This is a genomic window from Klebsiella sp. JB_Kp004 (assembly GCF_040065795.1).
GTDB classification, from domain to species: Bacteria; Pseudomonadota; Gammaproteobacteria; order Enterobacterales; family Enterobacteriaceae; genus Klebsiella; species Klebsiella quasipneumoniae.
The window spans coordinates 61,683-83,705 of the sequence record NZ_JBEAKW010000052.1; the positions used below are offsets into that span (position 1 = coordinate 61,683).

Below are 22,023 nucleotides of genomic sequence, written 5' to 3' on the forward strand. Positions count from 1 at the left end.
ATCCCCAGCTTTACTTGGTTAGTTTCGGATTATTGCCGCTGTGTCGCCGAATTCTGCGTCTGATGCGCTTAACCAGACGCGCCACTTTCCAGGCGCGCTTAATACAGTAGCCATAAAGGAAGAAGGCCACCAAAAAGAGAATTAACATCACCCATTCCGGCACAATGCGGGTATATTCCGCCGCGACGCCAACCAGCGCCAGCAGGGCAGCGGCCAGGGTGATCAGGACGAACGCCTGGCGGGAAGTAAACCCGGCGCGCATGATCAAATGATGAATATGCTGCCGGTCCGGTGAGAAAGGACTCATGCCTTTGCGCAGGCGGCGATACATAATCGCCACCATATCCATCAACGGGATAGCGATAATCCACAGCGCGGTGACCGGGCTGATGGGATGCGTTTTACCTTGTGTGGTTTCCAGCAGGATCCAGATGATGGTGAAGCCAATCATGGTGCTGCCGGCGTCACCCATAAAAACTTTATAGCGGCGGCCGAGGGCGCCAAGATTAAGAAGAATATAGGGCAGAATGGCGGCGATCATCGCAAAACACCACATCGCCAGGCTGTACTGACCGTCAAACCAGAGGATGATCCCGGTCGCCGCAAAGGAGACGGATGACAGGCCGCCGAGCAGGCCGTCAATCCCATCGACCATATTAAACGCGTTGATGGCGGCCCAGACGGCAAACAGAGTGAGGAAGAAGCCGAAAGGCCCCAGCACCAGCTCCCACGAGCCAAAAATAAAGCCCAGACTACTCAGATGCAGATTCCCTGCCATCATCATAATCACGGCGATCGCGGCCTGAATGACCGCGCGAATTTTCACGCTGATGTCGAAGCGATCGTCCAGCGCGCCAACCAGCACCAATACCCCCGCACAGGCCAGATACAGCGAGGCGTGAGGAATATAATAATCGGCGATGGCGAAGGTGAAACAGATGCCTGCATAAACTGAGATACCACCGACCAACGGAATCAACCCCTGATGCCGTTTGCGATAGTTTGGTTTATCCACTAACCCAATCTTTTTTGCCACTTTCCGCGCGACAAAAATAAAGAGGGTCGTGAATAAGAAAATACTGATTAATTCAGTAATAGCAGTGAGTAAATTCACAACGCATGTGCTCTCAGCATAGTTAATCCGGGAAGTATAGCGATGATGCCCCAACTCCAGAAGGGGAAAAGCAGAACATTACAAATTTATTGTATAGATTTTAGTCTGTTAAAGCTGTCTCCGCCTGCTGTCCGGCGCCATTATACGACAACTTTCGTCCCGCTTTCTCTGTCTCTGGATCATACAAATCCCAAAATGAAAACGCCACGCAAAGGCGTGGCGTTTTTGGCTTTTTTTACCTTACGAGCGCTTCATCATATCGAAGAAGTCATCATTCGTCTTAGTCATTGCCAGTTTATTAATGAGGAACTCCATCGCGTCGATCTCACCCATCGGATGGATAATTTTGCGCAGGATCCACATTTTCTGCAGCTCTTCCTGAGTGGTGAGCAGCTCTTCTTTACGCGTACCGGAACGGTTGTAATCGATAGCCGGGAAGACGCGTTTTTCGGCAATCTTACGAGAGAGGTGAAGCTCCATGTTACCGGTGCCTTTAAACTCTTCGTAGATAACTTCATCCATTTTGGAGCCGGTGTCGATCAGCGCCGTGGCGATGATGGTCAGGCTGCCGCCCTCTTCGACGTTGCGCGCCGCACCGAAGAAACGCTTCGGACGGTGCAGGGCGTTGGCGTCCACACCACCGGTCAGCACTTTACCGGAAGCCGGGACCACGGTGTTGTAGGCGCGCGCCAGACGGGTAATGGAGTCAAGCAGGATGATAACGTCTTTCTTGTGTTCAACCAGACGTTTCGCTTTCTCGATAACCATCTCAGCAACCTGAACGTGACGGGATGCCGGTTCGTCGAAGGTGGAAGCAACCACTTCACCTTTCACCAGACGCTGCATCTCGGTCACTTCTTCCGGACGTTCGTCGATCAGCAGCACCATCAGCACGCAGTCCGGATGGTTGTAAGCGATGCTCTGCGCGATGTTCTGCAGCAGCATGGTTTTACCGGCTTTCGGCGGCGCGACGATCAGACCACGCTGGCCGCGGCCAATCGGGGAAGCCAGATCCAGTACGCGAGCGGTTAAGTCTTCGGTAGAACCGTTACCACGTTCCATACGCAGACGAGAATTCGCGTGCAGCGGCGTTAAGTTCTCGAACAGGATCTTGTTACGGGCGTTTTCCGGCTTGTCGTAGTTAACTTCGTTAACTTTCAGCAGCGCAAAGTAACGCTCACCCTCTTTCGGAGGACGAATCTTACCGGAAATGGTGTCACCAGTGCGGAGGTTGAAACGGCGGATTTGGCTGGGGGATACGTAGATGTCGTCAGGGCCGGCGAGGTAGGAGCTGTCTGCGGAGCGGAGGAATCCAAATCCATCCTGCAGTATCTCCAGTACGCCGTCGCCAAAGATATCTTCGCCACTCTTCGAATGCTGCTTGAGGATGGCAAAAATAATATCCTGCTTACGCATACGAGCCAGGTTTTCCAGCCCCATATTTTCGCCGAGAGTAATCAGCTCAGAAACCGGCGTATTCTTTAATTCGGTAAGATTCATAGTGGTGTGGGTTCTTAAACTCGGGGTAAATCTCGAACTTAATGTTGTGAATGGTATGGCAGGAACTTCCATGCCTGTTAACGGCCTTCATCTCGTGTCTGTACGTCGCCTGGTCACAGGAAAGAACGCAGAACTGAAACGACTAGACGGAATGAGTGAAAAGCCCGGAATTAATAGCTTCACGCGCGTTTTTTGCGGGATGCTTCGGGTAAAACAAGATTCAAACAAGGTATGTTTAAAACGAAGTCTGTGGATTAACTTAGCACGACTCCAGCCGGGCGTCCAGAGTTCCGCAAAAAATAGGAATCTGGACGCCGGAACAGCAATTCGCTTACGCCAGGTTGGCGTCGAGGAACTCTTTCAGCTGACCCTTGGACAGTGCGCCGACTTTGGTGGCCGCCACTTCGCCGTTTTTGAACAGCAGCAGGGTTGGGATGCCGCGAATGCCGTACTTCGGCGCGGTGCCCGGGTTCTGGTCGATGTTCAGCTTAGCTACGGTCAGTTTGCCCTGATACTCTTCAGCGATCTCATCCAGAATCGGGGCGATCATTTTGCACGGACCACACCACTCTGCCCAGAAATCGACGAGGGTCAGCCCGTCAGCCTTGAGTACGTCCGTGTCAAAACTGTCGTCAGTCAGGTGAATAATTTTATCGCTCATATTTAACTCCACAGGAATAAGCCTGGTGTGTTGGTGTCGTAGCCATCAACGACGCGCTGCGGCTACGTTATGCACGCTATTCTTCAGGATACCTCAATTCTCTGGTCTGCCAACTGGCGCGATCCCTCATGGACCCACCCTTTGAAGCCAGGGTCACCTGAACGCGCACTGCATATTGCAGATTTATCGCCCCCGGCTCGCTTAGTGGTCTAAGCTATCCTGGATTCGTTCAGTTACCGTAGACGTACCTTGAATAATTTCGTACACCGCCAACGAAAGGTTGACGTTATTTCACCGGATACGCTTTCTTAATGCAATAGTTAGCTGATATTCTACCACACTATGAGCAAAACACATTTAACAGAACAGAAGTTTTCCGACTTCGCCCTGCACCCGGCAGTCATTGAAGCCCTTGAAAAGAAAGGGTTTCATAATTGCACACCTATTCAGGCCCTCGCCCTTCCGCTGACGCTGGAAGGCCGCGATGTCGCCGGGCAGGCGCAAACCGGTACCGGTAAAACGATGGCGTTCCTGACGTCGACGTTTCATTATCTTCTCTCTCACCCGGCTATCGCCGATCGCCAGGTTAACCAGCCGCGCGCGCTGATTATGGCGCCGACGCGTGAACTGGCGGTACAGATCCACGCGGACGCTGAACCGCTGGCGCAGGCCACCGGTCTGAAGCTGGGTCTGGCTTACGGCGGCGACGGCTACGATAAGCAGCTGAAAGTGCTGGAAAGCGGCGTCGATATTCTGATCGGTACCACCGGTCGTCTGATCGATTACGCGAAGCAAAACCACATTAACCTCGGCGCCATTCAGGTCGTCGTGCTGGACGAAGCCGATCGCATGTACGATCTCGGCTTTATTAAAGATATCCGCTGGCTGTTCCGCCGCATGCCGCCGGCCACTCAGCGTCTGAACATGCTGTTCTCCGCGACGCTTTCTTATCGCGTACGCGAACTGGCGTTCGAACAAATGAACAACGCCGAGTACGTTGAAGTCGAGCCGGAACAGAAAACGGGCCACCGTATTAAAGAAGAGCTCTTCTACCCGTCCAACGAAGAAAAAATGCGCCTGCTGCAGACGCTGCTGGAAGAAGAGTGGCCCGATCGCGCCATCGTCTTCGCCAATACCAAGCATCGTTGTGAAGATATCTGGGGCCATCTCGCCGCCGACGGCCATCGCGTAGGTCTGCTGACCGGCGACGTGGCGCAGAAAAAACGTCTGCGGATTCTCGAAGAATTTACCCGCGGCGACCTTGATATTCTGGTCGCGACTGACGTTGCCGCTCGTGGCTTGCACATTCCGGCCGTGACCCACGTCTTTAACTACGATCTGCCGGACGACTGCGAAGATTACGTTCACCGCATTGGCCGTACCGGTCGCGCTGGCGCCAGCGGTCACTCCATCAGCCTCGCCTGCGAAGAGTATGCGCTGAACCTGCCGGCTATCGAAACCTATATTGGTCACTCAATTCCGGTCAGCAAGTACAACCCGGACGCGCTGATGACCGACCTGCCTAAGCCGCTGCGCCTGACCCGTGCGCGTCCAGGCAACGGCCCGCGCCGCAGCGGTCCACCGCGCAATCGTCGTCGTTCAGGTTAAGAACTCTATGCTATACGCTCAATCATTCAGAATGTGCCAGGGCACACTTCCCCGGCAACCCGCTCAGTTACACGGATTGGGCACAAGCGCCCTGTCGACCAGGGAGCCTTCTGAACGATGAAGAGCATGAGCTCCACCTCGCTGTATGCCGCCATTGATTTGGGCTCCAACAGTTTCCATATGTTGGTGGTGCGCGAGGTGGCTGGCAGTATCCAGACGCTGAGCCGGATTAAGCGCAAAGTTCGTCTGGCCGCCGGCCTGAATAGCGACAACACGCTCTCCGCAGAAGCGATGGAGCGCGGCTGGCAGTGCTTACGCCTGTTTGCCGAACGCCTGCAGGATATTCCGCCGGCGCAAATCCGCGTCGTGGCCACCGCCACGCTGCGTCTTGCCGTCAATGCCGGCGAATTTCTGGCGAAAGCGCAGGAGATCCTCGGCAGTCCGGTACAGGTCATTAGCGGTGAAGAAGAAGCGCGCTTGATTTATCAGGGTGTCGCCCACACCACCGGCGGCGCCGATCAGCGTCTGGTGGTCGATATCGGCGGCGCCAGCACCGAACTGGTGACCGGCACCGGCGCGCAAACGACCTCGCTATTTAGCCTGTCGATGGGCTGTGTGACCTGGCTTGAACGCTATTTCGCCGACCGCAGCCTGACGAAAGAGAATTTCGATCTTGCCGAGGCGGCCGCGCGTGAGGTGCTACTGCCCATCGCCGATGTGCTGCGCTATCACGGATGGAAAGTATGCGTTGGCGCCTCCGGCACCGTTCAGGCGCTGCAGGAAATTATGATGGCGCAGGGGATGGATGAGCGGATCACCCTGACCAAACTCCAGCAGCTTAAACAGCGCGCCATCCAGTGCGGACGTCTGGAAGAGCTGGAGATCGAAGGCTTAACCCTTGAGCGAGCGCTGGTGTTTCCGAGCGGGCTGGCGATCCTTATCGCTATCTTCAGCGAACTGAATATTCAGTGTATGACCCTCGCGGGCGGCGCATTACGGGAAGGGCTGGTGTATGGCATGCTGCATCTCTCCGTTGAACAGGACATCCGCAGCCGCACTCTGCGTAATATTCAGCGTCGTTTTATGATCGACACCGAACAGGCCCAGCGCGTCGCTGGTCTCGCCAGCCACCTGCTCAGCCAGCTGGACGGCTGCTGGGAACTGGATCCGCTGAGCCGCGATTTGCTCCTCAGCGCCTGTGCGTTGCATGAGATTGGCCTGAGCGTGGATTTTAAGCGCGCGCCGCAGCACGCGGCCTATCTGGTCAATAATCTCGACCTGCCCGGCTTTACCCCAGCGCAGAAAAAGCTAATTGCGACGCTGCTGCTTAACCAGACTAACGCCATCGACCTCTCATCGCTTCATCAGCAGAACGCCGTCCCGCCGCGGGTTGCCGAACATCTTTGTCGTCTGCTGCGACTGGCGATCCTCTTTGCCAGCCGGCGGCGTGATGATTTGCTGCCCGCCATCAATCTTGTGGCCGATGATGAAAAACTGTCCCTGACGCTGCCGGAAAACTGGCTGGATAATCACCCGCTTGGGGCTGAGCTGATCGAACAGGAATGCCAGTGGCAAAGTTATGTGCACTGGATGCTTGAGGTGAAGTAATACGCTGAACATTGCCGGGCGGCGGCTTCGCCTTACCCGGCCTGCTTATCGCTATCCTTTCTCTTTAGCTTTTGCCAGCATGGCGCGAATGTTCGCCACGTTAGCCTGTCCTTTATGCATTCGCTCTTCAGCGGTAATCACTTTGCGCGCCTGCTCCCAAATCAGATCGTCCTGGGGTAGCTCGAGCAGAAAACGGCTCGGTTCCGGGCGCACCACCTCACCATACTGCCGGCGCTCCTTACAGAGCGTAAAGGTCAGCTCTTTCTGCGCACGGGTGATGCCCACGTAGGCTAACCGGCGCTCTTCATCGACGTTATCTTCATCAATGCTGCTCTGGTGCGGGAGCAATCCCTCCTCCATGCCCACCAGGTAAACATACGGGAACTCCAGCCCTTTTGAGGCATGGAGGGTCATCAGCTGCACCTGATCCAGCTCTTCATCCGATTCGCCGCGCTCCATCATGTCGCGCAGCGTAAAGCGGGTGACCACCTGCGTCAGGGTCATCGGCTCATCGATTTCGCTGCCTTCCAGCATCTCGGTCATCCAGGTGAACAGCTGGTTGACGTTTTTCATGCGCATTTCCGCGGCTTTCGGGCTGGGCGAGGTTTCATACAACCAAGATTCGTAGTCAATCCCGCGGATCAAGTCGCGCACGGCGTTGACCGGCTCGCGTTCGGCCAGTTGCTGGATCTCGCGCAGCCAGTGGGTGAAGCGGGTGAGTGATTCATAGCCGCGCCCGGTCAGCGTCTGGCTAAGACCCATATCAAAGCTGGCGGTGAACAATCCTTTGTTGCGGCCCATCGCCCACTCACCGAGCTTTTGCAGCGTCGCGGGGCCGATCTCGCGCTTCGGCGTGTTGACGATACGCAGGAAGGCGCTGTCGTCGTCCGGGTTGGTCAGCACGCGCAGATAGGCCAGCAGATCTTTAATTTCCGGGCGCGAGAAGAACGACGTGCCGCCGGAGATTTTGTACGGGATGCGGTTCTGCATCAGCATCTTTTCAAAGACCCGCGACTGGTGATTGCCGCGATAAAGGATCGCATAGTCTTTGTAATTGGTTTTATTAATAAAGTGGTGGGCGATCAGTTCCCCGGCCACGCGCTCCGCTTCATGATCTTCATTGTTGGCGGAGAGCACTTTCAGCTCAGCGCCGTATCCCAGTTCGGAAAACAGACGCTTTTCAAAAACGTGCGGGTTGTTGGCGATCAGAATGTTAGCGGCTTTCAGAATACGCCCGGAGGAGCGATAGTTCTGCTCAAGCTTGATAACCTGCAGCGCCGGGAAGTCCTGGCTGAGCAGCACCAGGTTCTGTGGCCGCGCGCCGCGCCACGAGTAGATCGACTGGTCATCGTCGCCTACCACGGTAAAACGCGCCCGCTGGCCCACCAGCAGCTTCACCAGCTCATACTGGCTGGTGTTGGTATCCTGATACTCATCTACCAGCAGGTAGCGGATCTTATTCTGCCAGCGTTCGCGCACCTCCTCGTTGCGCTGCAGCAGCAGCGTCGGCAGCAGGATCAGATCGTCAAAATCGAGGACATTGCAGGCCTTCATATGCGCATCGTACAGTCCATAGCAGTGGGCGAATATGCGGTCCCGTTCGCCTTTCGCACCCGCGGCGGCCTGGGCCGGGGTTTTCAGATCGTTTTTCCAGTTGGAGATCGTCGAGATCAACTGCTGGAGCACCACTTTGTCATCTTCGATCAACCCTTCGGTCAGCTCTTTGAGCAACGCCACCTGGTCGGTATCGTCGAATAAGGAGAAGTTAGACTTCATGCCCAGCGCGGCATATTCCCGCTTGATGATATCCAGCCCCAGGGTGTGGAAGGTGGAAATCATCAGCCCGCGCGCCTCTTTGCGCCCCAGCGTTTGCCCAACGCGCTCTTTCATCTCGCGCGCGGCTTTGTTGGTAAAGGTCACGGCCGCGATATGGCGCGCCTGATAGCCGCAGCCGCGGATCAAGTGGGCGATTTTATTGGTGATCACGCGGGTCTTACCGGAGCCGGCGCCCGCCAGCACCAGGCACGGTCCGGTTACAAATTCGACGGCTTGTTGTTGGCCAGGGTTTAAACGCATGGGAGTCTTGCTCAATCTTCGAACGGGGTGGGGATTGTAGCAGAAAGCGGAGCCGAGATTTACCGACTGATGGTAAAGTGAAGAAATCGCGATTAACCCATAGAGCAGAACCATGAAAAAGACCGCAGCAGCCCTGCATATCCTGGTCAAAGAAGAAAAACTGGCCCAGGAGATCCTCGCCAAACTGGAGCGGGGCGTCAGCTTCGATCATCTGGCGAAGCGCTATTCCCAATGTCCGTCGGGGCGCAACGGCGGCGACCTGGGCGAGTTTCAGCAAGGCGCGATGGTCGGCCCATTCGATCAGGCGGTCTTTAGCTGCCCGCTTCTCAAGCCCTACGGTCCGGTAAAAACCAAGTTTGGCTACCATATCATTAAGGTGCTTTATCGCCGCTGACGCGTGGTATATTGCGCCCCGATTTATCTCAACCTATTCAAGGCACGATCATGGCAAAAACAGCAGCAGCACTGCATATTCTTGTTAAAGAAGAGAAACTGGCTCTGGATCTTCTGGAGCAGATTAAAAACGGCGCCGACTTCGGTAAGCTGGCAAAGAAACACTCTATTTGCCCATCAGGCAAACGCGGCGGTGATTTAGGTGAATTCCGCCAGGGCCAGATGGTCCCGGCGTTCGATAAAGTAGTCTTCTCCTGCCCGGTGCTGGAGCCAACCGGACCGCTGCATACCCAGTTCGGCTACCACATCATCAAAGTCCTGTACCGGAAATAATAAAAAAACCCGGGGATCTTAATCTCCGGGTTTTTGCCTGATGGCGCTTCGCTTATCAGGCCTACTAAACAAATTCATTCTTCTATGGATTTCGGCTTGCCGGAAGGCGGCCAGGAAGTACATCCCCAGGAACATAGATTACTATGTGACTGGGGTGTACGTACCGTAGCCAACGCATCGGCCAGTCGAAAGACGGCGAGGAATTAGCCGGCAACCGCAATACGCTTCATATCGGTCATATAGCCACGCAGTTTGTGACCCACTTTCTCGATCTGGTGGTTGCGGATGGCTTCGTTGACATCACGCAGCTGGGCGTTGTCTACCGCGCCTTCGGCAATCGCCGTACCCAGGTCGCCAGTCTGCAGGGTGGTCATGAACTCTTTCAGCAGCGGTACGCAAGCGTAAGAGAACAGGTAGTTACCATATTCAGCGGTATCGGAGATAACCACGTTCATCTCGTACAGACGCTTACGGGCGATGGTGTTGGCGATCAGCGGCAGCTCGTGCAGTGATTCGTAGTAAGCGGACTCTTCGATGATGCCGGAATCGACCATGGTTTCGAACGCCAGCTCAACGCCTGCTTTCACCATCGCGATCATCAGAACGCCTTTATCGAAGTACTCCTGCTCGCCGATTTTACCTTCATACTGCGGCGCGGTTTCGAATGCGGTTTTACCCGTCTCTTCGCGCCAGGTCAGCAGTTTCTTATCGTCGTTCGCCCAGTCCGCCATCATACCGGAGGAGAATTCGCCGGAAATGATGTCGTCCATGTGTTTCTGGAACAGCGGCGCCATAATCTCTTTCAGCTGCTCGGAGAGCGCATAAGCGCGCAGTTTCGCCGGGTTAGAGAGGCGATCCATCATCAGGGTGATGCCGCCCTGCTTCAGCGCTTCGGTGATGGTTTCCCAGCCGAACTGAATCAGTTTTTCTGCATACGCCGGGTCGGTACCTTCCGCCACCAGCTTGTCGAAGCACAGCAGAGAACCCGCCTGCAGCATGCCGCAGAGGATGGTCTGCTCGCCCATCAGGTCAGATTTCACTTCTGCCACGAAGGAAGACTCCAGGACGCCCGCACGGTGGCCGCCGGTCGCCGCTGCCCATGCTTTCGCAATGGCCATGCCTTCGCCTTTCGGGTCGTTTTCCGGGTGTACCGCGATAAGCGTCGGTACGCCGAAACCGCGTTTGTACTCTTCACGCACTTCGGTACCCGGGCACTTCGGCGCCACCATCACCACGGTGATGTCTTTACGGATCTGCTCGCCCACTTCCACGATGTTGAAGCCGTGGGAGTAGCCCAGCGCCGCGCCGTCTTTCATCAGCGGCTGTACGGAGCGCACAACGTCAGAGTGCTGTTTGTCCGGGGTCAGGTTAACCACCAGGTCCGCCTGTGGGATCAGCTCTTCATAAGTGCCGACTTTAAAACCGTTTTCGGTCGCTTTACGCCAGGAGGCGCGCTTCTCGGCGATCGCTTCTTTGCGCAGCGCATAGGAGATATCCAGGCCGGAGTCACGCATGTTCAGACCCTGGTTCAGACCCTGCGCGCCGCAGCCGACGATGACCACTTTTTTACCCTGAAGGTAGCTTGCGCCATCGGCGAATTCGTCGCGCGCCATAAAGCGGCATTTGCCCAGCTGTGCCAGCTGCTGGCGCAGGTTCAGTGTATTAAAGTAGTTAGCCATGTCTGTAACTCCGTGATGTTGTGTCGTGCTTATTGTTCGGTTCGCTTTTGCGAGAATGAACTTACTATATGACAGGAATTTTATTGCGGAAATTGATATATTCACAACGTCACGTTGCATTTTATGAAATACAAAACCGGGGAGTACGCGCCGTGGATTTACGCGATCTGAAAACCTTTCTGCATCTGGCGGAAAGCCGCCATTTTGGCCGCAGCGCGCGGGCCATGCACGTCAGCCCGTCGACGCTTTCGCGCCAGATCCAGCGCCTGGAAGAGGACCTCGGCCAGCCGCTGTTCGTGCGAGATAATCGCACGGTGACCCTGACCGAAGCCGGGGAAGAGTTACGCACCTTTGCCCAGCAGACTTTACTGCAGTATCAGCAGCTTCGCCACGCCATCGATCAGCAGGGCCCTTCGCTCTCCGGCGAGCTGCACATCTTCTGCTCTGTCACCGCCGCCTATAGCCATCTGCCGCCGATCCTCGACCGCTTTCGCGCCGCGCATCCCTCGGTAGAGATCAAGCTGTCGACCGGCGACGCCGCCGACGCCATGGAGAAGGTGGTCACCGGCGAAGCCGACCTGGCGATTGCCGGTAAACCGGAGACCCTGCCAGGGTCGGTGGCGTTTTCGATGCTGGAGAACCTCGCCGTGGTGTTAATTGCCCCGGCCCTTCCCTGCCCGGTGCGCAACCAGGCGACCGTCGAGCGTCCGGACTGGTCGACAGTGCCGTTTATCATGGCTGATCAGGGGCCGGTACGTCGACGCATCGAGCTGTGGTTTCGACGGCATAAAATCAGCAATCCGTCGATCTACGCCACCGTCGGGGGCCACGAAGCGATGGTGTCGATGGTCGCCCTGGGATGCGGCGTGGCGCTGCTGCCGGAGGTGGTGCTGGAGAACAGTCCGGAGCCGGTACGCAACAGGGTGATGATTCTGGAGCGCAGCGATGAGCAAACCCCGTTCGAGCTCGGCGTTTGCGCACAAAAAAAGCGGCTGCATGAGCCGCTTATTGATGCTTTCTGGAAAATCCTGCCGAACCACTAGCCCGCGAGGAAAAAGCGGAATGCCGGGTTATGGGTCTCATCGTGACACTCATAGCCCAGCTCATTGAGACGAGTTTCAAAGTCCGGCTCGTGCTCGCCCAGCTCGAAGGCCGCCAAAACCCGACCATAGTCGGTGCCGTGGCTACGGTAGTGGAACAGCGAAATATTCCAGTGGGTGCCAAGGGTGTGCAGGAACTTCAGCAGCGCCCCCGGGGACTCTGGAAATTCGAAGCTGAACAGCCGCTCCTGCAGCGCTTTGGACGGTCGGCCGCCAACCATATAGCGCACATGGAGCTTGGCCATTTCGTCATCGGAAAGGTCAACGACGCTGTAGCCGCCATCGTTCAGTAACTGGAGGATCTCTTTCCGCTCCTCCAGCCCACGACTCAGACGCACCCCCACAAAGATGCAGGCGTCTTTGGCATCGGCAAAGCGGTAGTTGAACTCGGTCACCGAACGCCCCCCCAGCAGCTGGCAAAACTTCAGAAAGCTGCCTTTCTCTTCCGGGATCGTCACCGCCAGCAGCGCTTCGCGCTGTTCCCCGAGCTCGCAGCGTTCAGACACGTAGCGCAGACCGTGGAAGTTGACGTTGGCCCCGGACAGAATGTGAGCCAGTCGCTCGCCGCGAATATTGTGCTGGGCGACATATTTCTTCATCCCCGCCAGCGCCAGGGCGCCGGAAGGCTCTGCCACCGCCCGCACATCTTCGAACAAATCCTTCATCGCCGCGCAAATAGCGTCGCTGTCGACGGTGATGATGTCGTCCAGATACTCCTGGCACAGACGGAAGGTTTCATCGCCGATGCGTTTGACCGCCACGCCTTCGGCAAACAAGCCGACGCGCGGCAGATCCACCGGATGACCGGCATCCAGCGCCGCCTTCAGGCAGGCCGAATCTTCCGCTTCCACCGCTATCACTTTAATCTGCGGCATCAGTTGCTTGATCAACACCGCCACGCCTGCCGCCAGGCCGCCGCCGCCCACCGGGACGAACACGCGGTCGATGTGGGCATCCTGCTGCAGCAGCTCCAGCGCCAGGGTCCCCTGACCGGCGATGACCATCGGGTGATCGAACGGCGGCACCCAGGTAAAGCCCTGCTGCTGCGCCAGCTCAATCGCTCTCGCCTTCGCTTCGTCAAAATTGGCGCCATGCAGCAGCACTTCGCCGCCAAAGCCGCGAACGGCATCCACTTTGATGTCGGCGGTCGCTACCGGCATCACGATCAGCGCCTTAACGCCCAGCCGCGATGCGGAGAACGCCACGCCCTGGGCATGATTGCCCGCCGAGGCGGTGATCACCCCGTGGGATTTCTGTTCCGCGGTCAGGCTGGACATCATCGCGTAGGCGCCGCGCAGCTTAAAGCTGTGTACCGGTTGGCGATCTTCGCGCTTCACCAGAATAACGTTATCCAGGCGAGAAGAGAGTTTGTCCATTTTTTGCAGCGGCGTTTTCTGCACCGCTTCATAAACCGGCGCGCGCAGCACTGCTCTCAGGTATTCGGCGCCCTCGGGGGCGCCGGAGAGGGGTTGTGAATCCGCCATGATTAGCCACCCAGTTTCGATTTATCGCGAACCGCGCCTTTGTCAGCGCTGGTCGCCAGGCTGGCGTAGGCGCGAAGGGCAAAGGAGACCTGACGCTGGCGATGCTTCGGCGTCCACGCCTGGTCGCCACGCGCTTCCTGGGCTTCACGACGCGCCGCAATTTCCGCATCGCTCAGCTGCAGCTGGATGCTGCGGTTCGGAATATCAATCGCGATCATGTCGCCATCTTCAATGAGCGCAATGTTGCCGCCGCTCGCCGCTTCCGGTGAGACATGACCGATAGAGAGCCCTGAGGTGCCGCCGGAGAAACGGCCATCGGTGATCAGCGCGCAGGCTTTGCCCAGCCCCATCGACTTCAGGAAGCTGGTGGGGTAAAGCATCTCCTGCATCCCCGGCCCGCCTTTCGGCCCTTCGTAGCGGATCACGACGACGTCGCCTTCAACGACTTTACCGCCGAGGATGGCCTCTACCGCATCATCCTGGCTCTCATATACTTTCGCCGGACCGGTAAATTTCAGGATGCTGTCGTCCACGCCGGCGGTTTTCACGATACAACCGTTTTCCGCGAAATTGCCGTACAGCACAGCCAGGCCGCCGTCCTTGCTGTAAGCATGTTCCAGAGAACGGATACAGCCTTCGGCGCGATCGTCATCCAGCGTATCCCAGCGGCAGTCTTGCGAGAACGCCTGGGTGGTACGGATGCCCGCCGGGCCGGCGCGGAACATCTTTTTCACCGCATCGTCCTGGGTGACCATCACATCGTACTGTTCCAGGGTCTGCGGCAGCGTCAGGCCGAGGACGTTTTTAACCTCGCGATTCAGCAGCCCGGCGCGGTCCAGCTCGCCCAGAATGCCCAGCACGCCGCCGGCGCGATGCACATCTTCCATATGGTATTTCTGCGTGCTCGGCGCCACCTTACACAGCTGCGGCACTTTGCGGGAGAGCTTATCGATATCGCTCATGGTGAAATCGATTTCAGCTTCCTGCGCCGCCGCCAGCAGGTGCAGAACGGTGTTGGTGGAACCGCCCATGGCGATATCCAGCGTCATGGCGTTCTCAAAGGCCGCCTTGCTGGCGATATTGCGCGGCAGCGCGGAAGCGTCATCCTGCTCGTAATAGCGTTTGGTCAGCTCAACGATACGTTTCCCGGCGTTAAGGAACAGCTCCTTACGATCGGCGTGGGTCGCCAGCAGAGAGCCGTTACCCGGCTGCGACAGGCCCAGCGCTTCGGTCAGGCAGTTCATGGAGTTGGCGGTAAACATCCCGGAACAGGAGCCGCAGGTCGGACAGGCGGAGCGTTCCACCTGATTACTCTGCTCGTCGGACACTTTCGGATCCGCCCCCTGGATCATCGCATCCACCAGGTCGAGCTTGATGATTTTATCTGACAGCTTGGTTTTCCCGGCTTCCATTGGGCCGCCGGACACAAAGATCACCGGAATGTTCAGGCGCAGGGAAGCCATCAACATCCCCGGGGTGATTTTGTCGCAGTTGGAGATACAGACCATCGCATCCGCACAGTGGGCGTTAACCATGTACTCCACCGAGTCGGCAATCAGCTCGCGGGATGGCAGTGAATAGAGCATACCCCCGTGGCCCATGGCGATCCCATCATCCACTGCGATGGTGTTGAATTCTTTGGCCACGCCACCGGCGGCTTCAATCTGCTCGGCAACCAGTTTGCCGAGATCGCGCAGGTGCACGTGCCCGGGAACAAACTGGGTAAAGGAGTTAACGACGGCGATAATCGGTTTGCCGAAATCGGCATCGGTCATCCCGGTTGCGCGCCACAACGCGCGGGCGCCCGCCATATTGCGGCCATGTGTGGTGGTGGCGGAACGGTACTTAGGCATGCTCTTTTTACTCCCATCTGTGTTTATTAAATGGGACGGTGCGTGCCGTCCCATTTTTAATTACTTACTTACCGGATCCAACCAGCCCCATTTGTCTTCTGTTTCACCGGTGAAGAGGCCAAAGAAGGCTTCCTGAATGCGTTTGGTAACCGGACCGCGACGGCCTGCGCCGACCTGGATGCCATCCACGCTGCGTACCGGGGTGATTTCCGCCGCGGTGCCGGACATGAAGACTTCATCCGCCAGGTACAGGGATTCACGGGACAATACCTGCTCGCGGACTTCAATACCGAGATCTTTCGCCAGCTTGATGATGGCGTCGCGGGTAATGCCCGGCAGCGCGGAAGAGGTAAACGGCGGGGTGAACAGCACGCCGTCCTTCACTTCAAACAGGTTTTCGCCTGCGCCTTCCGAGATATAGCCGTTAACATCGAGGGCGATACCCTCCTGGTAGCCATGGCGACGCGCTTCGCTGCCAACCAGCAGCGAGGAGAGATAGTTGCCGCCGGCTTTCGCCGCCGTCGGGATGGTGTTCGGCGCCGCGCGGTTCCAGGAAGAGACCATTGCATCGATCCCCTGCTCCAGCGCTTCTGCGCCGAGGTAGGCTCCCCACGGGAACGCCGCGATGATCACGTCAGTGTTGTAACCCGGAGGCGGGTTTACCCCCATGCCGACATCGCCAACAAACACCAGCGGGCGGATATAAGCGCTGGTCAGATTATTGGTGCGAATGACTTCGCGGCAGGCTTCCATCAGTTCGTCGACGCTCTGGGAGACCGGGAAACGATAAATTTTGGCTGAATCATGCAGACGCTGCATATGTTCGCGATGACGGAACACCACCGGGCCTTTGTGCGAGTCATAGCAACGGATGCCTTCGAATACCGAGGTGCCATAGTGCAGCGCATGGGACATCACATGAACTTTCGCTTCGCCCCACGGAACCATCTCGCCATTGAACCAGATGTAATCAGCTTTTTTCGTCGTCATTTTTCTTCCTTTGCGCTCAGGCGCGGATTTGTTGTGATGTGGGTTGCTGGATCTCGACGCAGGCAACGTCGACCAGTTTGCTTAATTGACTAAACAGTAATTCGACGGGCCGCGGGCTGGCAACGGTCAATTCGATATTTATGTTCTGTGCGTCCGCCGCGGTTTCCATGTTCATTGCGCAGATTTGGAAACCACGGTGGCGGACAACGCGCAGCACGCGCTCTAAGGTTTCCGGGTTGAAACGTGCCTGTAAAGCGACCTGATGTTGCATCATGATAATTTCTCCAGCATTTCAGAGTTACTGGCGCCGGGCGGCACCAACGGCCAGACATTCTCAAGTTCGTCGATTGAGACATGAAGCAGGTATGGCCCCTGGCTCGAAAGCATGGTGTCGAGTGCCGCTTCAACCTGGTCTTTACGGGTGATGTGTTGGCCAGGAATACCGAAGGCGCTGGCCAGCGTGAGGAAATCAGGGTTATCAGTCAGAGTGGTTTCGCTATAACGTTCCTGGAAAAACAGCTGCTGCCATTGTCGAACCATCCCTAACCGCTGGTTGTCGAGTAATACGATCTTAAGCGGTAACTGCTTGCGTTTAACGGTGCCCAGCTCCTGCACATTCATCATGAAGGAGCCGTCACCGGAGATACAGATCACTGTATCGTTAGGGCGCGCCACCTGGGCGCCAACGGCGGCCGGCAGGCCAAAGCCCATGGTGCCTAAGCCGCTGGAGGTGATGAAGTTTTCCGGGCGGGTATAGGTCATATGCTGAGCCGACCACATCTGATGCTGGCCAACGTCGGTTGTCACCACGCTGTCCGCCGGCTTGCGGTCGGAAAGCTGTTTCAGCAACAGCGGCGCGTAGATTGCCTCACCGGGATGATCGTAACGCCAGGCGTGATCGGCACGCAGCGCGGCACTCCGCTCGCGCCAGCCATCGATAGCTAACGGCTGCTGCAGCGCCGGCAGCAAGCGGTTCAGGTCGCCGGTCAGACCGATGTGCGCCTGGCGCAGCTTGTTCAGCTCCGCCGGATCGATGTCCATATGGATCACTTTGGCATGCGGCGCGAAGGTATTGAGCTTGCCGGTCACGCGATCGTCAAAGCGCGCGCCGACGGCGATCAGCAGATCGCACTCCTGTACCGCCAGGTTGGCCGCCTTGGTGCCGTGCATTCCCAGCATGCCGAGATAATACGGGTAATCGGCGTCCACCACGCCCAGCCCTTTCAGAGTGCAGGTCGCTGGCATCCGGGTTACGGCGAGAAATTCACGCAGCGCCGGTACCGCCTGCGCCATGCCGACCCCGCCGCCAACATACAGCATCGGTTGCTGCGATTGAGCCAGCATCTGCAGAGCCTGAGCCACTTCCGCCTGCGGAAATGCCATCTCATCGGCGACCGTAGAGAAATGGGGATCGAGATCGCCCTGCGCCATCTGAATATCCTTAGGGATATCAACCAGCACCGGGCCTGGACGGCCTGAGTTTGCCACCTGGAAAGCTTCAGCAATGACCCGCGGCAGCTCGTCCAGAGACTGCACGAGGAAACTGTGCTTAGTACAGGCCAGTGACAAACCGAGAACGTCTACTTCCTGAAACGCATCCGTGCCGATGAAGGGCGCGGCCACCTGGCCGGTGATGGCGACAATGGGGATGGAGTCAAGCAAAGCGTCCGCCAGGCCGGTGATCAGATTGGTCGCGCCCGGGCCGGAGGTCGCGATACACACTCCGGTTTTACCGGTTGCTCGCGCATAACCAATGGCCGCCATGGCTGCCCCTTGCTCATGCCGGCACAGCAGGTGCTCCACGCCGCCGTCATACAGTGCATCGTAAACCGGCATAATTGCGCCACCCGGATAGCCAAAAACGGTGTCGACCCCCTGTGTCCGCAAAGCATGTACCACCCACTGCGCGCCATTCATAGTTAGTTCCCCGTCATAAATCGGGAGAAACAGAATTTTATGCTAAAAGTCATCATCTGCTCCTCGCTTAGGTTATTTCAGTTATAAAAAAACCCCCGGACCTTTCGGTGCGGGGGTCTTAGTTCGTTAAGGCTTGATTCTTAAGCCTTTCCTCGTCCAAGTGCAGCCCCGCACGGTGGGATAATAATCACCACCACGCTAATCACGACCAGGCTAATCACTCGTAGAAGGGCTGTCATTTTCTGTACTTTCTGGCTTCTTGTTCGAAGGAATACCTAAAGAGGTACCACAGACATCACATAAAACACAAGATTTTTTTATATCTCCGTTGCTGAGCAGCCTAACAGTTTCGACAAAAATAATTGTTTTATATGAAAAAAATGAGAAATGAAAAAAATTCAGTTTTCTCTCGCCTGACGCGCGCTTTTGCGCGTGCCTTTCCCACGCCACTCTCTTTTGCGAGCGAAATTCCATTTTCGGCTAAATGTAACGATATAGCGCGAAAAGTATGGATTTATGGTCCTAAATTCTCACTATTACCGCTCCCGCTTTACCACAGGTCAGCCATAATCCTGCCTGGTACAGGAGGTTTTATGTCGCTCGCCATCGTCTATACTCGCGCGGCGCTCGGTATCGAAGCGCCATTGATTACTGTCGAGGTTCATCTCAGCAACGGTCTGCCCGGCCTGACTATGGTCGGACTGCCGGAGACTACCGTGAAAGAGGCCCGTGACCGGGTCCGTAGCGCCCTGATCAACAGCGGCTACGCTTTCCCTGCGAAGAAAATAACCATTAACCTGGCGCCAGCGGATCTACCTAAAGAGGGCGGACGATACGATCTGCCTATCGCTCTCGCGCTTCTCGTCGCCTCAGAGCAGCTCAATACGACGCGACTGAATCACTATGAGTTTGTGGGCGAACTCGCCCTCACAGGTGGGTTACGTGGCGTTCCAGGGGCGATCCCCAGCGCAATGGAGGCCATCAAAGCCGGCCGGCGTATCGTCGTCTCCGCTGATAATGCGGCTGAGGTCGGCCTGATCGGCGGCAGCGATTGCCTGGTCGCCGACCATCTGCAGGAGGTGTGCGCTTTTCTCGCGGGGCAGACATCGCTTTCACCGCCTCTTGCCGAGGCACCTATTGTTGATGAACGCGGCGAAGATTTGCGCGATGTTATCGGCCAGCAGCAGGGAAAACGAGCGCTGGAGATTGTGGCCGCCGGGGGTCACAACCTGCTCCTGATAGGCCCGCCCGGCACCGGGAAAACCATGCTTGCCAGCCGGCTACCCGGTCTCCTGCCGCCATTAAGCAATCAGGAAGCACTGGAGAGCACCGCCATTCAGAGCCTGGTCAATCTGCATACCGCGAAGACCCGGTGGCGTCAGAGGCCGTTTCGCGCGCCTCACCATAGCGCCTCGCTGGCAGCGATGGTGGGCGGCGGCTCAATACCGGTCCCCGGTGAGATTTCCCTGGCCCATAATGGCGTGCTGTTTCTTGATGAACTGCCTGAGTTTGAGCGGCGTGTACTGGATGCGCTGCGCGAACCCATTGAGTCAGGCAAGATCCACATATCACGCTCGCGCGCCAAAATTGACTATCCGGCGCGCTTTCAGCTTATCGCGGCGATGAACCCAAGCCCGACAGGGCATTATCAGGGCAAACATAATCGTACATCGCCTGAGCAGACATTACGTTATCTGGGACGTCTGTCAGGCCCCTTCCTTGACCGCTTCGATCTCTCCTTAGAGATCCCGCTGCCGCCGCCAGGGATACTGAGCCAGGGCACGCAGGGCGAAGAGTCTAGCGCAACGGTCCGGCAGCGGGTGCTGGCGGCGCGCGAACGGCAAATGCTCAGGCAAAATAAGCTCAATGCTCATCTTGAGAATCGTGAAATGAAGAGCTGCTGCCACTTACGGCGGGAGGACGCTGTCTGGCTGGAACAGACGCTAACGCAGTTGGGGCTCTCTATTCGAGCCTGGCAGCGTCTGTTAAAGGTGGCGAGAACCATTGCCGATCTGGCAGAGGCTGAAGAGATTGAACGCCGTCATTTGCAGGAGGCGCTCAGCTATCGGGCGATAGACCGGATGCTAAACCATCTGCAGAAAATGATGGCGTAAAAAAAGGGCTTACGCCCTTTTTTCTTAGTCATCGCTTTCGGTGTAATCGTCAGCGCCTTCCATCTGCGGTTTGCCGCCGGAAAGGGTATGGAAACGCTTCGGCCGCTTGATGCGCGCCATATACTTAATCCATACGCGTTCTGCTTCCGTTACCGGCTCACGCTCACCACGGCACACCGAGACAAACTGTTTTTCATCATCGGTAACAGGTTCGCGTTTACCCAGTTCCAGTTCGTTAAAGGCATAACCATGACGTTCCAGCAGTTGCGCCTCTTTGATGGTGAAATCACCGTGACGGGAGAACCCGCGTGGATAATTTTTATTGTCGAAAAAACGATTAGTCGTCGTAAAGCTTTCCGCCATCCTACACGCTCCTGATTCTTTGGCCGAGCTATTTATGGCGCGGAGTATTAGTTACGCTTGACAGAGCGTCAAACAAAACATTTAAATCATCACGACAAATAATTTTGTGGAGAACGGTGTGGATACGGAATTGCTCAAGACTTTCCTGGAAGTGAGCAGAACTCGTCACTTTGGGCGAGCAGCAGAGGCGCTTTACCTGACGCAGTCAGCGGTCAGCTTTCGTATTCGTCAGCTGGAAAATCAACTTGGTGTGAACCTGTTCACCCGACATCGTAATAACATTCGCCTGACGACGGCCGGAGAAAAGCTCCTGCCTTACGCCGAAACGTTAATGAATACCTGGCAGGCTGCGCGCAAGGAGGTCGCACACTCTTCGCGACATAATGAATTCTCCATCGGAGCCAGCGCCTCGCTGTGGGAATGCATGCTTAACGGCTGGCTCGGCACCCTCTACAGCGCACCTTACAATCTCCAGTTTGAAGCGCGTATCGCACAGCGGCAGTCGCTGGTTAAACAGCTTCATGAACGCCAGTTGGATCTGCTGATCACCACCGAATCGCCGAAGATGGATGAATTAAGCAGCCAGCTGTTGGGTAATTTTACCCTTGCCTTGTATTGCGCATCGCCTGCAAAAAACAGAAATGAATTGAATTACTTGCGCCTTGAATGGGGGCCTGATTTTCAGCAAAACGAAGTGGGTCTGATAGGAAGCGATGATGTTCCGCTGCTCACTACCTCTTCAGCTGAATTGATCTACCAGCAATTATCACGCCTGAACGGCTGCTGTTGGCTACCTGTTCGCTGGGCCAAAGAGAAGCATGGGTTACATACGGTCATGGACAGCGCTACGCTTTCCCGCCCACTCTATGCGATCTGGTTACAAAATAGCGATAAGCAGGCGCAGATCCACGAGATCCTGAAAAGCCCTATCCTGAAATAAGCGGTACTCTCCATGGACGGAGAGAAGCAAGGTATTTTGAACAGGGATATTGCAGATGGAGAGTAGAGATAAAAAAAATCCTTTGCCTGAGCAAAGGATTCTTATAAATGGCAGGGGCGGAGAGACTCGAACTCCCAACACCCGGTTTTGGAGACCGGTGCTCTACCAATTGAACTACGCCCCTAAAGTTTTCTTACCACTAAGCCTGCTATCTGAGCAGGCTTAATGTTAAATAAGTGGCGGAACGGACGGGACTCGAACCCGCGACCCCCTGCGTGACAGGCAGGTAT

19 protein-coding genes and 1 tRNA gene are annotated in these 22,023 nt (G+C 56.5%); 7 read left to right on the forward strand and 13 right to left on the reverse strand.

Annotated elements, in window-relative coordinates:
• Window positions 1–10: 10 nt before the first annotated feature.
• From wecA to trxA, 3 genes are all read right to left on the reverse strand, one after another.
• Window positions 11–1,114: a UDP-N-acetylglucosamine--undecaprenyl-phosphate N-acetylglucosaminephosphotransferase gene (gene wecA / locus ABLX76_RS24580; protein ID WP_004886849.1), complete on the reverse strand. Its 1,104-nt coding sequence runs from the start codon at window positions 1,112–1,114 to the stop codon at window positions 11–13.
• Between the two features lie 240 nt (window positions 1,115–1,354).
• Window positions 1,355–2,614, reverse strand: coding sequence for a transcription termination factor Rho (rho, locus tag ABLX76_RS24585; protein WP_002883293.1), 1,260 nt, complete (start codon window positions 2,612–2,614; stop codon window positions 1,355–1,357).
• Window positions 2,615–2,945: 331 nt separating this feature from the next.
• Window positions 2,946–3,275, reverse strand: coding sequence for a thioredoxin TrxA (gene trxA, locus ABLX76_RS24590; RefSeq protein ID WP_002883224.1), 330 nt, complete (start codon window positions 3,273–3,275; stop codon window positions 2,946–2,948).
• 342 nt (window positions 3,276–3,617) lie between these two features.
• On the opposite strand from trxA, the gene rhlB reads away from it, so the two are divergent.
• Window positions 3,618–4,883, forward strand: coding sequence for an ATP-dependent RNA helicase RhlB (rhlB, locus tag ABLX76_RS24595; RefSeq protein ID WP_023291550.1), 1,266 nt, complete (start codon window positions 3,618–3,620; stop codon window positions 4,881–4,883).
• Between the two features lie 117 nt (window positions 4,884–5,000).
• On the forward strand, window positions 5,001–6,491 hold the full coding sequence (gppA, locus tag ABLX76_RS24600) for a guanosine-5'-triphosphate,3'-diphosphate diphosphatase (RefSeq protein WP_023291549.1): 1,491 nt from the start codon (window positions 5,001–5,003) through the stop codon (window positions 6,489–6,491).
• Window positions 6,492–6,542: 51 nt separating this feature from the next.
• Here gppA and rep read toward each other — a convergent pair whose 3' ends face one another.
• Window positions 6,543–8,567, reverse strand: coding sequence for a DNA helicase Rep (gene rep, locus ABLX76_RS24605; protein ID WP_004886858.1), 2,025 nt, complete (start codon window positions 8,565–8,567; stop codon window positions 6,543–6,545).
• A 112-nt stretch (window positions 8,568–8,679) separates the two neighbouring features.
• Between rep and ppiC (ABLX76_RS24610) the strand changes: the two genes are divergently transcribed.
• Window positions 8,680–8,961: a peptidylprolyl isomerase PpiC gene (gene ppiC / locus ABLX76_RS24610; protein ID WP_032454495.1), complete on the forward strand. Its 282-nt coding sequence runs from the start codon at window positions 8,680–8,682 to the stop codon at window positions 8,959–8,961.
• A gap of 50 nt (window positions 8,962–9,011) precedes the next feature.
• Window positions 9,012–9,293, forward strand: coding sequence for a peptidylprolyl isomerase PpiC (ppiC, locus tag ABLX76_RS24615; RefSeq protein WP_004886861.1), 282 nt, complete (start codon window positions 9,012–9,014; stop codon window positions 9,291–9,293).
• 203 nt (window positions 9,294–9,496) lie between these two features.
• Here ppiC (ABLX76_RS24615) and ilvC read toward each other — a convergent pair whose 3' ends face one another.
• Entirely contained in the window at window positions 9,497–10,972 is a 1,476-nt protein-coding gene (gene ilvC / locus ABLX76_RS24620) for a ketol-acid reductoisomerase (protein ID WP_065883600.1), read from the reverse strand.
• Window positions 10,973–11,124: 152 nt separating this feature from the next.
• Between ilvC and ilvY the strand changes: the two genes are divergently transcribed.
• Window positions 11,125–12,015 carry an HTH-type transcriptional activator IlvY gene (ilvY, locus tag ABLX76_RS24625; protein ID WP_064155697.1) on the forward strand — a complete coding sequence of 297 codons (891 nt, stop codon included), beginning with the start codon at window positions 11,125–11,127 and terminating at the stop codon, window positions 12,013–12,015.
• Here ilvY and ilvA read toward each other — a convergent pair.
• The 6 genes from ilvA to ilvL all read right to left on the reverse strand — a co-directional run bounded on the left by ilvA (window position 12,012) and on the right by ilvL (window position 18,555).
• On the reverse strand, window positions 12,012–13,556 hold the full coding sequence (gene ilvA, locus ABLX76_RS24630) for a threonine ammonia-lyase, biosynthetic (RefSeq protein WP_017899412.1): 1,545 nt from the start codon (window positions 13,554–13,556) through the stop codon (window positions 12,012–12,014). The two genes, ilvY and ilvA, sit on opposite strands and share 4 nt — an antisense overlap.
• 2 nt (window positions 13,557–13,558) lie before the next feature.
• Window positions 13,559–15,409: a dihydroxy-acid dehydratase gene (ilvD, locus tag ABLX76_RS24635; RefSeq protein ID WP_023291545.1), complete on the reverse strand. Its 1,851-nt coding sequence runs from the start codon at window positions 15,407–15,409 to the stop codon at window positions 13,559–13,561.
• A 60-nt stretch (window positions 15,410–15,469) separates the two neighbouring features.
• Window positions 15,470–16,399: a branched-chain-amino-acid transaminase gene (gene ilvE / locus ABLX76_RS24640; protein ID WP_002883171.1), complete on the reverse strand. Its 930-nt coding sequence runs from the start codon at window positions 16,397–16,399 to the stop codon at window positions 15,470–15,472.
• Between the two features lie 16 nt (window positions 16,400–16,415).
• Complete coding sequence (gene ilvM, locus ABLX76_RS24645; RefSeq protein ID WP_004886870.1) at window positions 16,416–16,673, reverse strand: acetolactate synthase 2 small subunit; 258 nt, start codon at window positions 16,671–16,673, stop codon at window positions 16,416–16,418.
• Entirely contained in the window at window positions 16,670–18,316 is a 1,647-nt protein-coding gene (gene ilvG / locus ABLX76_RS24650; RefSeq protein ID WP_023291544.1) for an acetolactate synthase 2 catalytic subunit, read from the reverse strand. The genes ilvM and ilvG overlap by 4 nt, the downstream gene beginning before the upstream one ends.
• Before the next feature lie 140 nt (window positions 18,317–18,456).
• Entirely contained in the window at window positions 18,457–18,555 is a 99-nt protein-coding gene (gene ilvL / locus ABLX76_RS24655) for an ilv operon leader peptide (protein ID WP_001311244.1), read from the reverse strand.
• Between the two features lie 354 nt (window positions 18,556–18,909).
• Between ilvL and ABLX76_RS24660 the strand changes: the two genes are divergently transcribed.
• Window positions 18,910–20,430 (forward strand): YifB family Mg chelatase-like AAA ATPase, encoded by a 1,521-nt coding sequence (locus ABLX76_RS24660; RefSeq protein WP_032454493.1) that lies wholly within the window; start codon window positions 18,910–18,912, stop codon window positions 20,428–20,430.
• A gap of 24 nt (window positions 20,431–20,454) precedes the next feature.
• On the opposite strand, the gene ABLX76_RS24665 is transcribed toward ABLX76_RS24660, so the two are convergent.
• Window positions 20,455–20,793 carry a DUF413 domain-containing protein gene (locus ABLX76_RS24665; RefSeq protein WP_004886877.1) on the reverse strand — a complete coding sequence of 113 codons (339 nt, stop codon included), beginning with the start codon at window positions 20,791–20,793 and terminating at the stop codon, window positions 20,455–20,457.
• A 118-nt stretch (window positions 20,794–20,911) separates the two neighbouring features.
• Here ABLX76_RS24665 and hdfR point away from each other — a divergent pair, with 118 nt between their 5' ends.
• On the forward strand, window positions 20,912–21,733 hold the full coding sequence (gene hdfR / locus ABLX76_RS24670) for an HTH-type transcriptional regulator HdfR (protein ID WP_065883598.1): 822 nt from the start codon (window positions 20,912–20,914) through the stop codon (window positions 21,731–21,733).
• Between the two features lie 108 nt (window positions 21,734–21,841).
• Here hdfR and ABLX76_RS24675 read toward each other — a convergent pair.
• Window positions 21,842–21,917: transfer RNA gene (locus ABLX76_RS24675), tRNA-Trp, on the reverse strand.
• Between the last annotated feature and the right edge of the window lie 106 nt (window positions 21,918–22,023).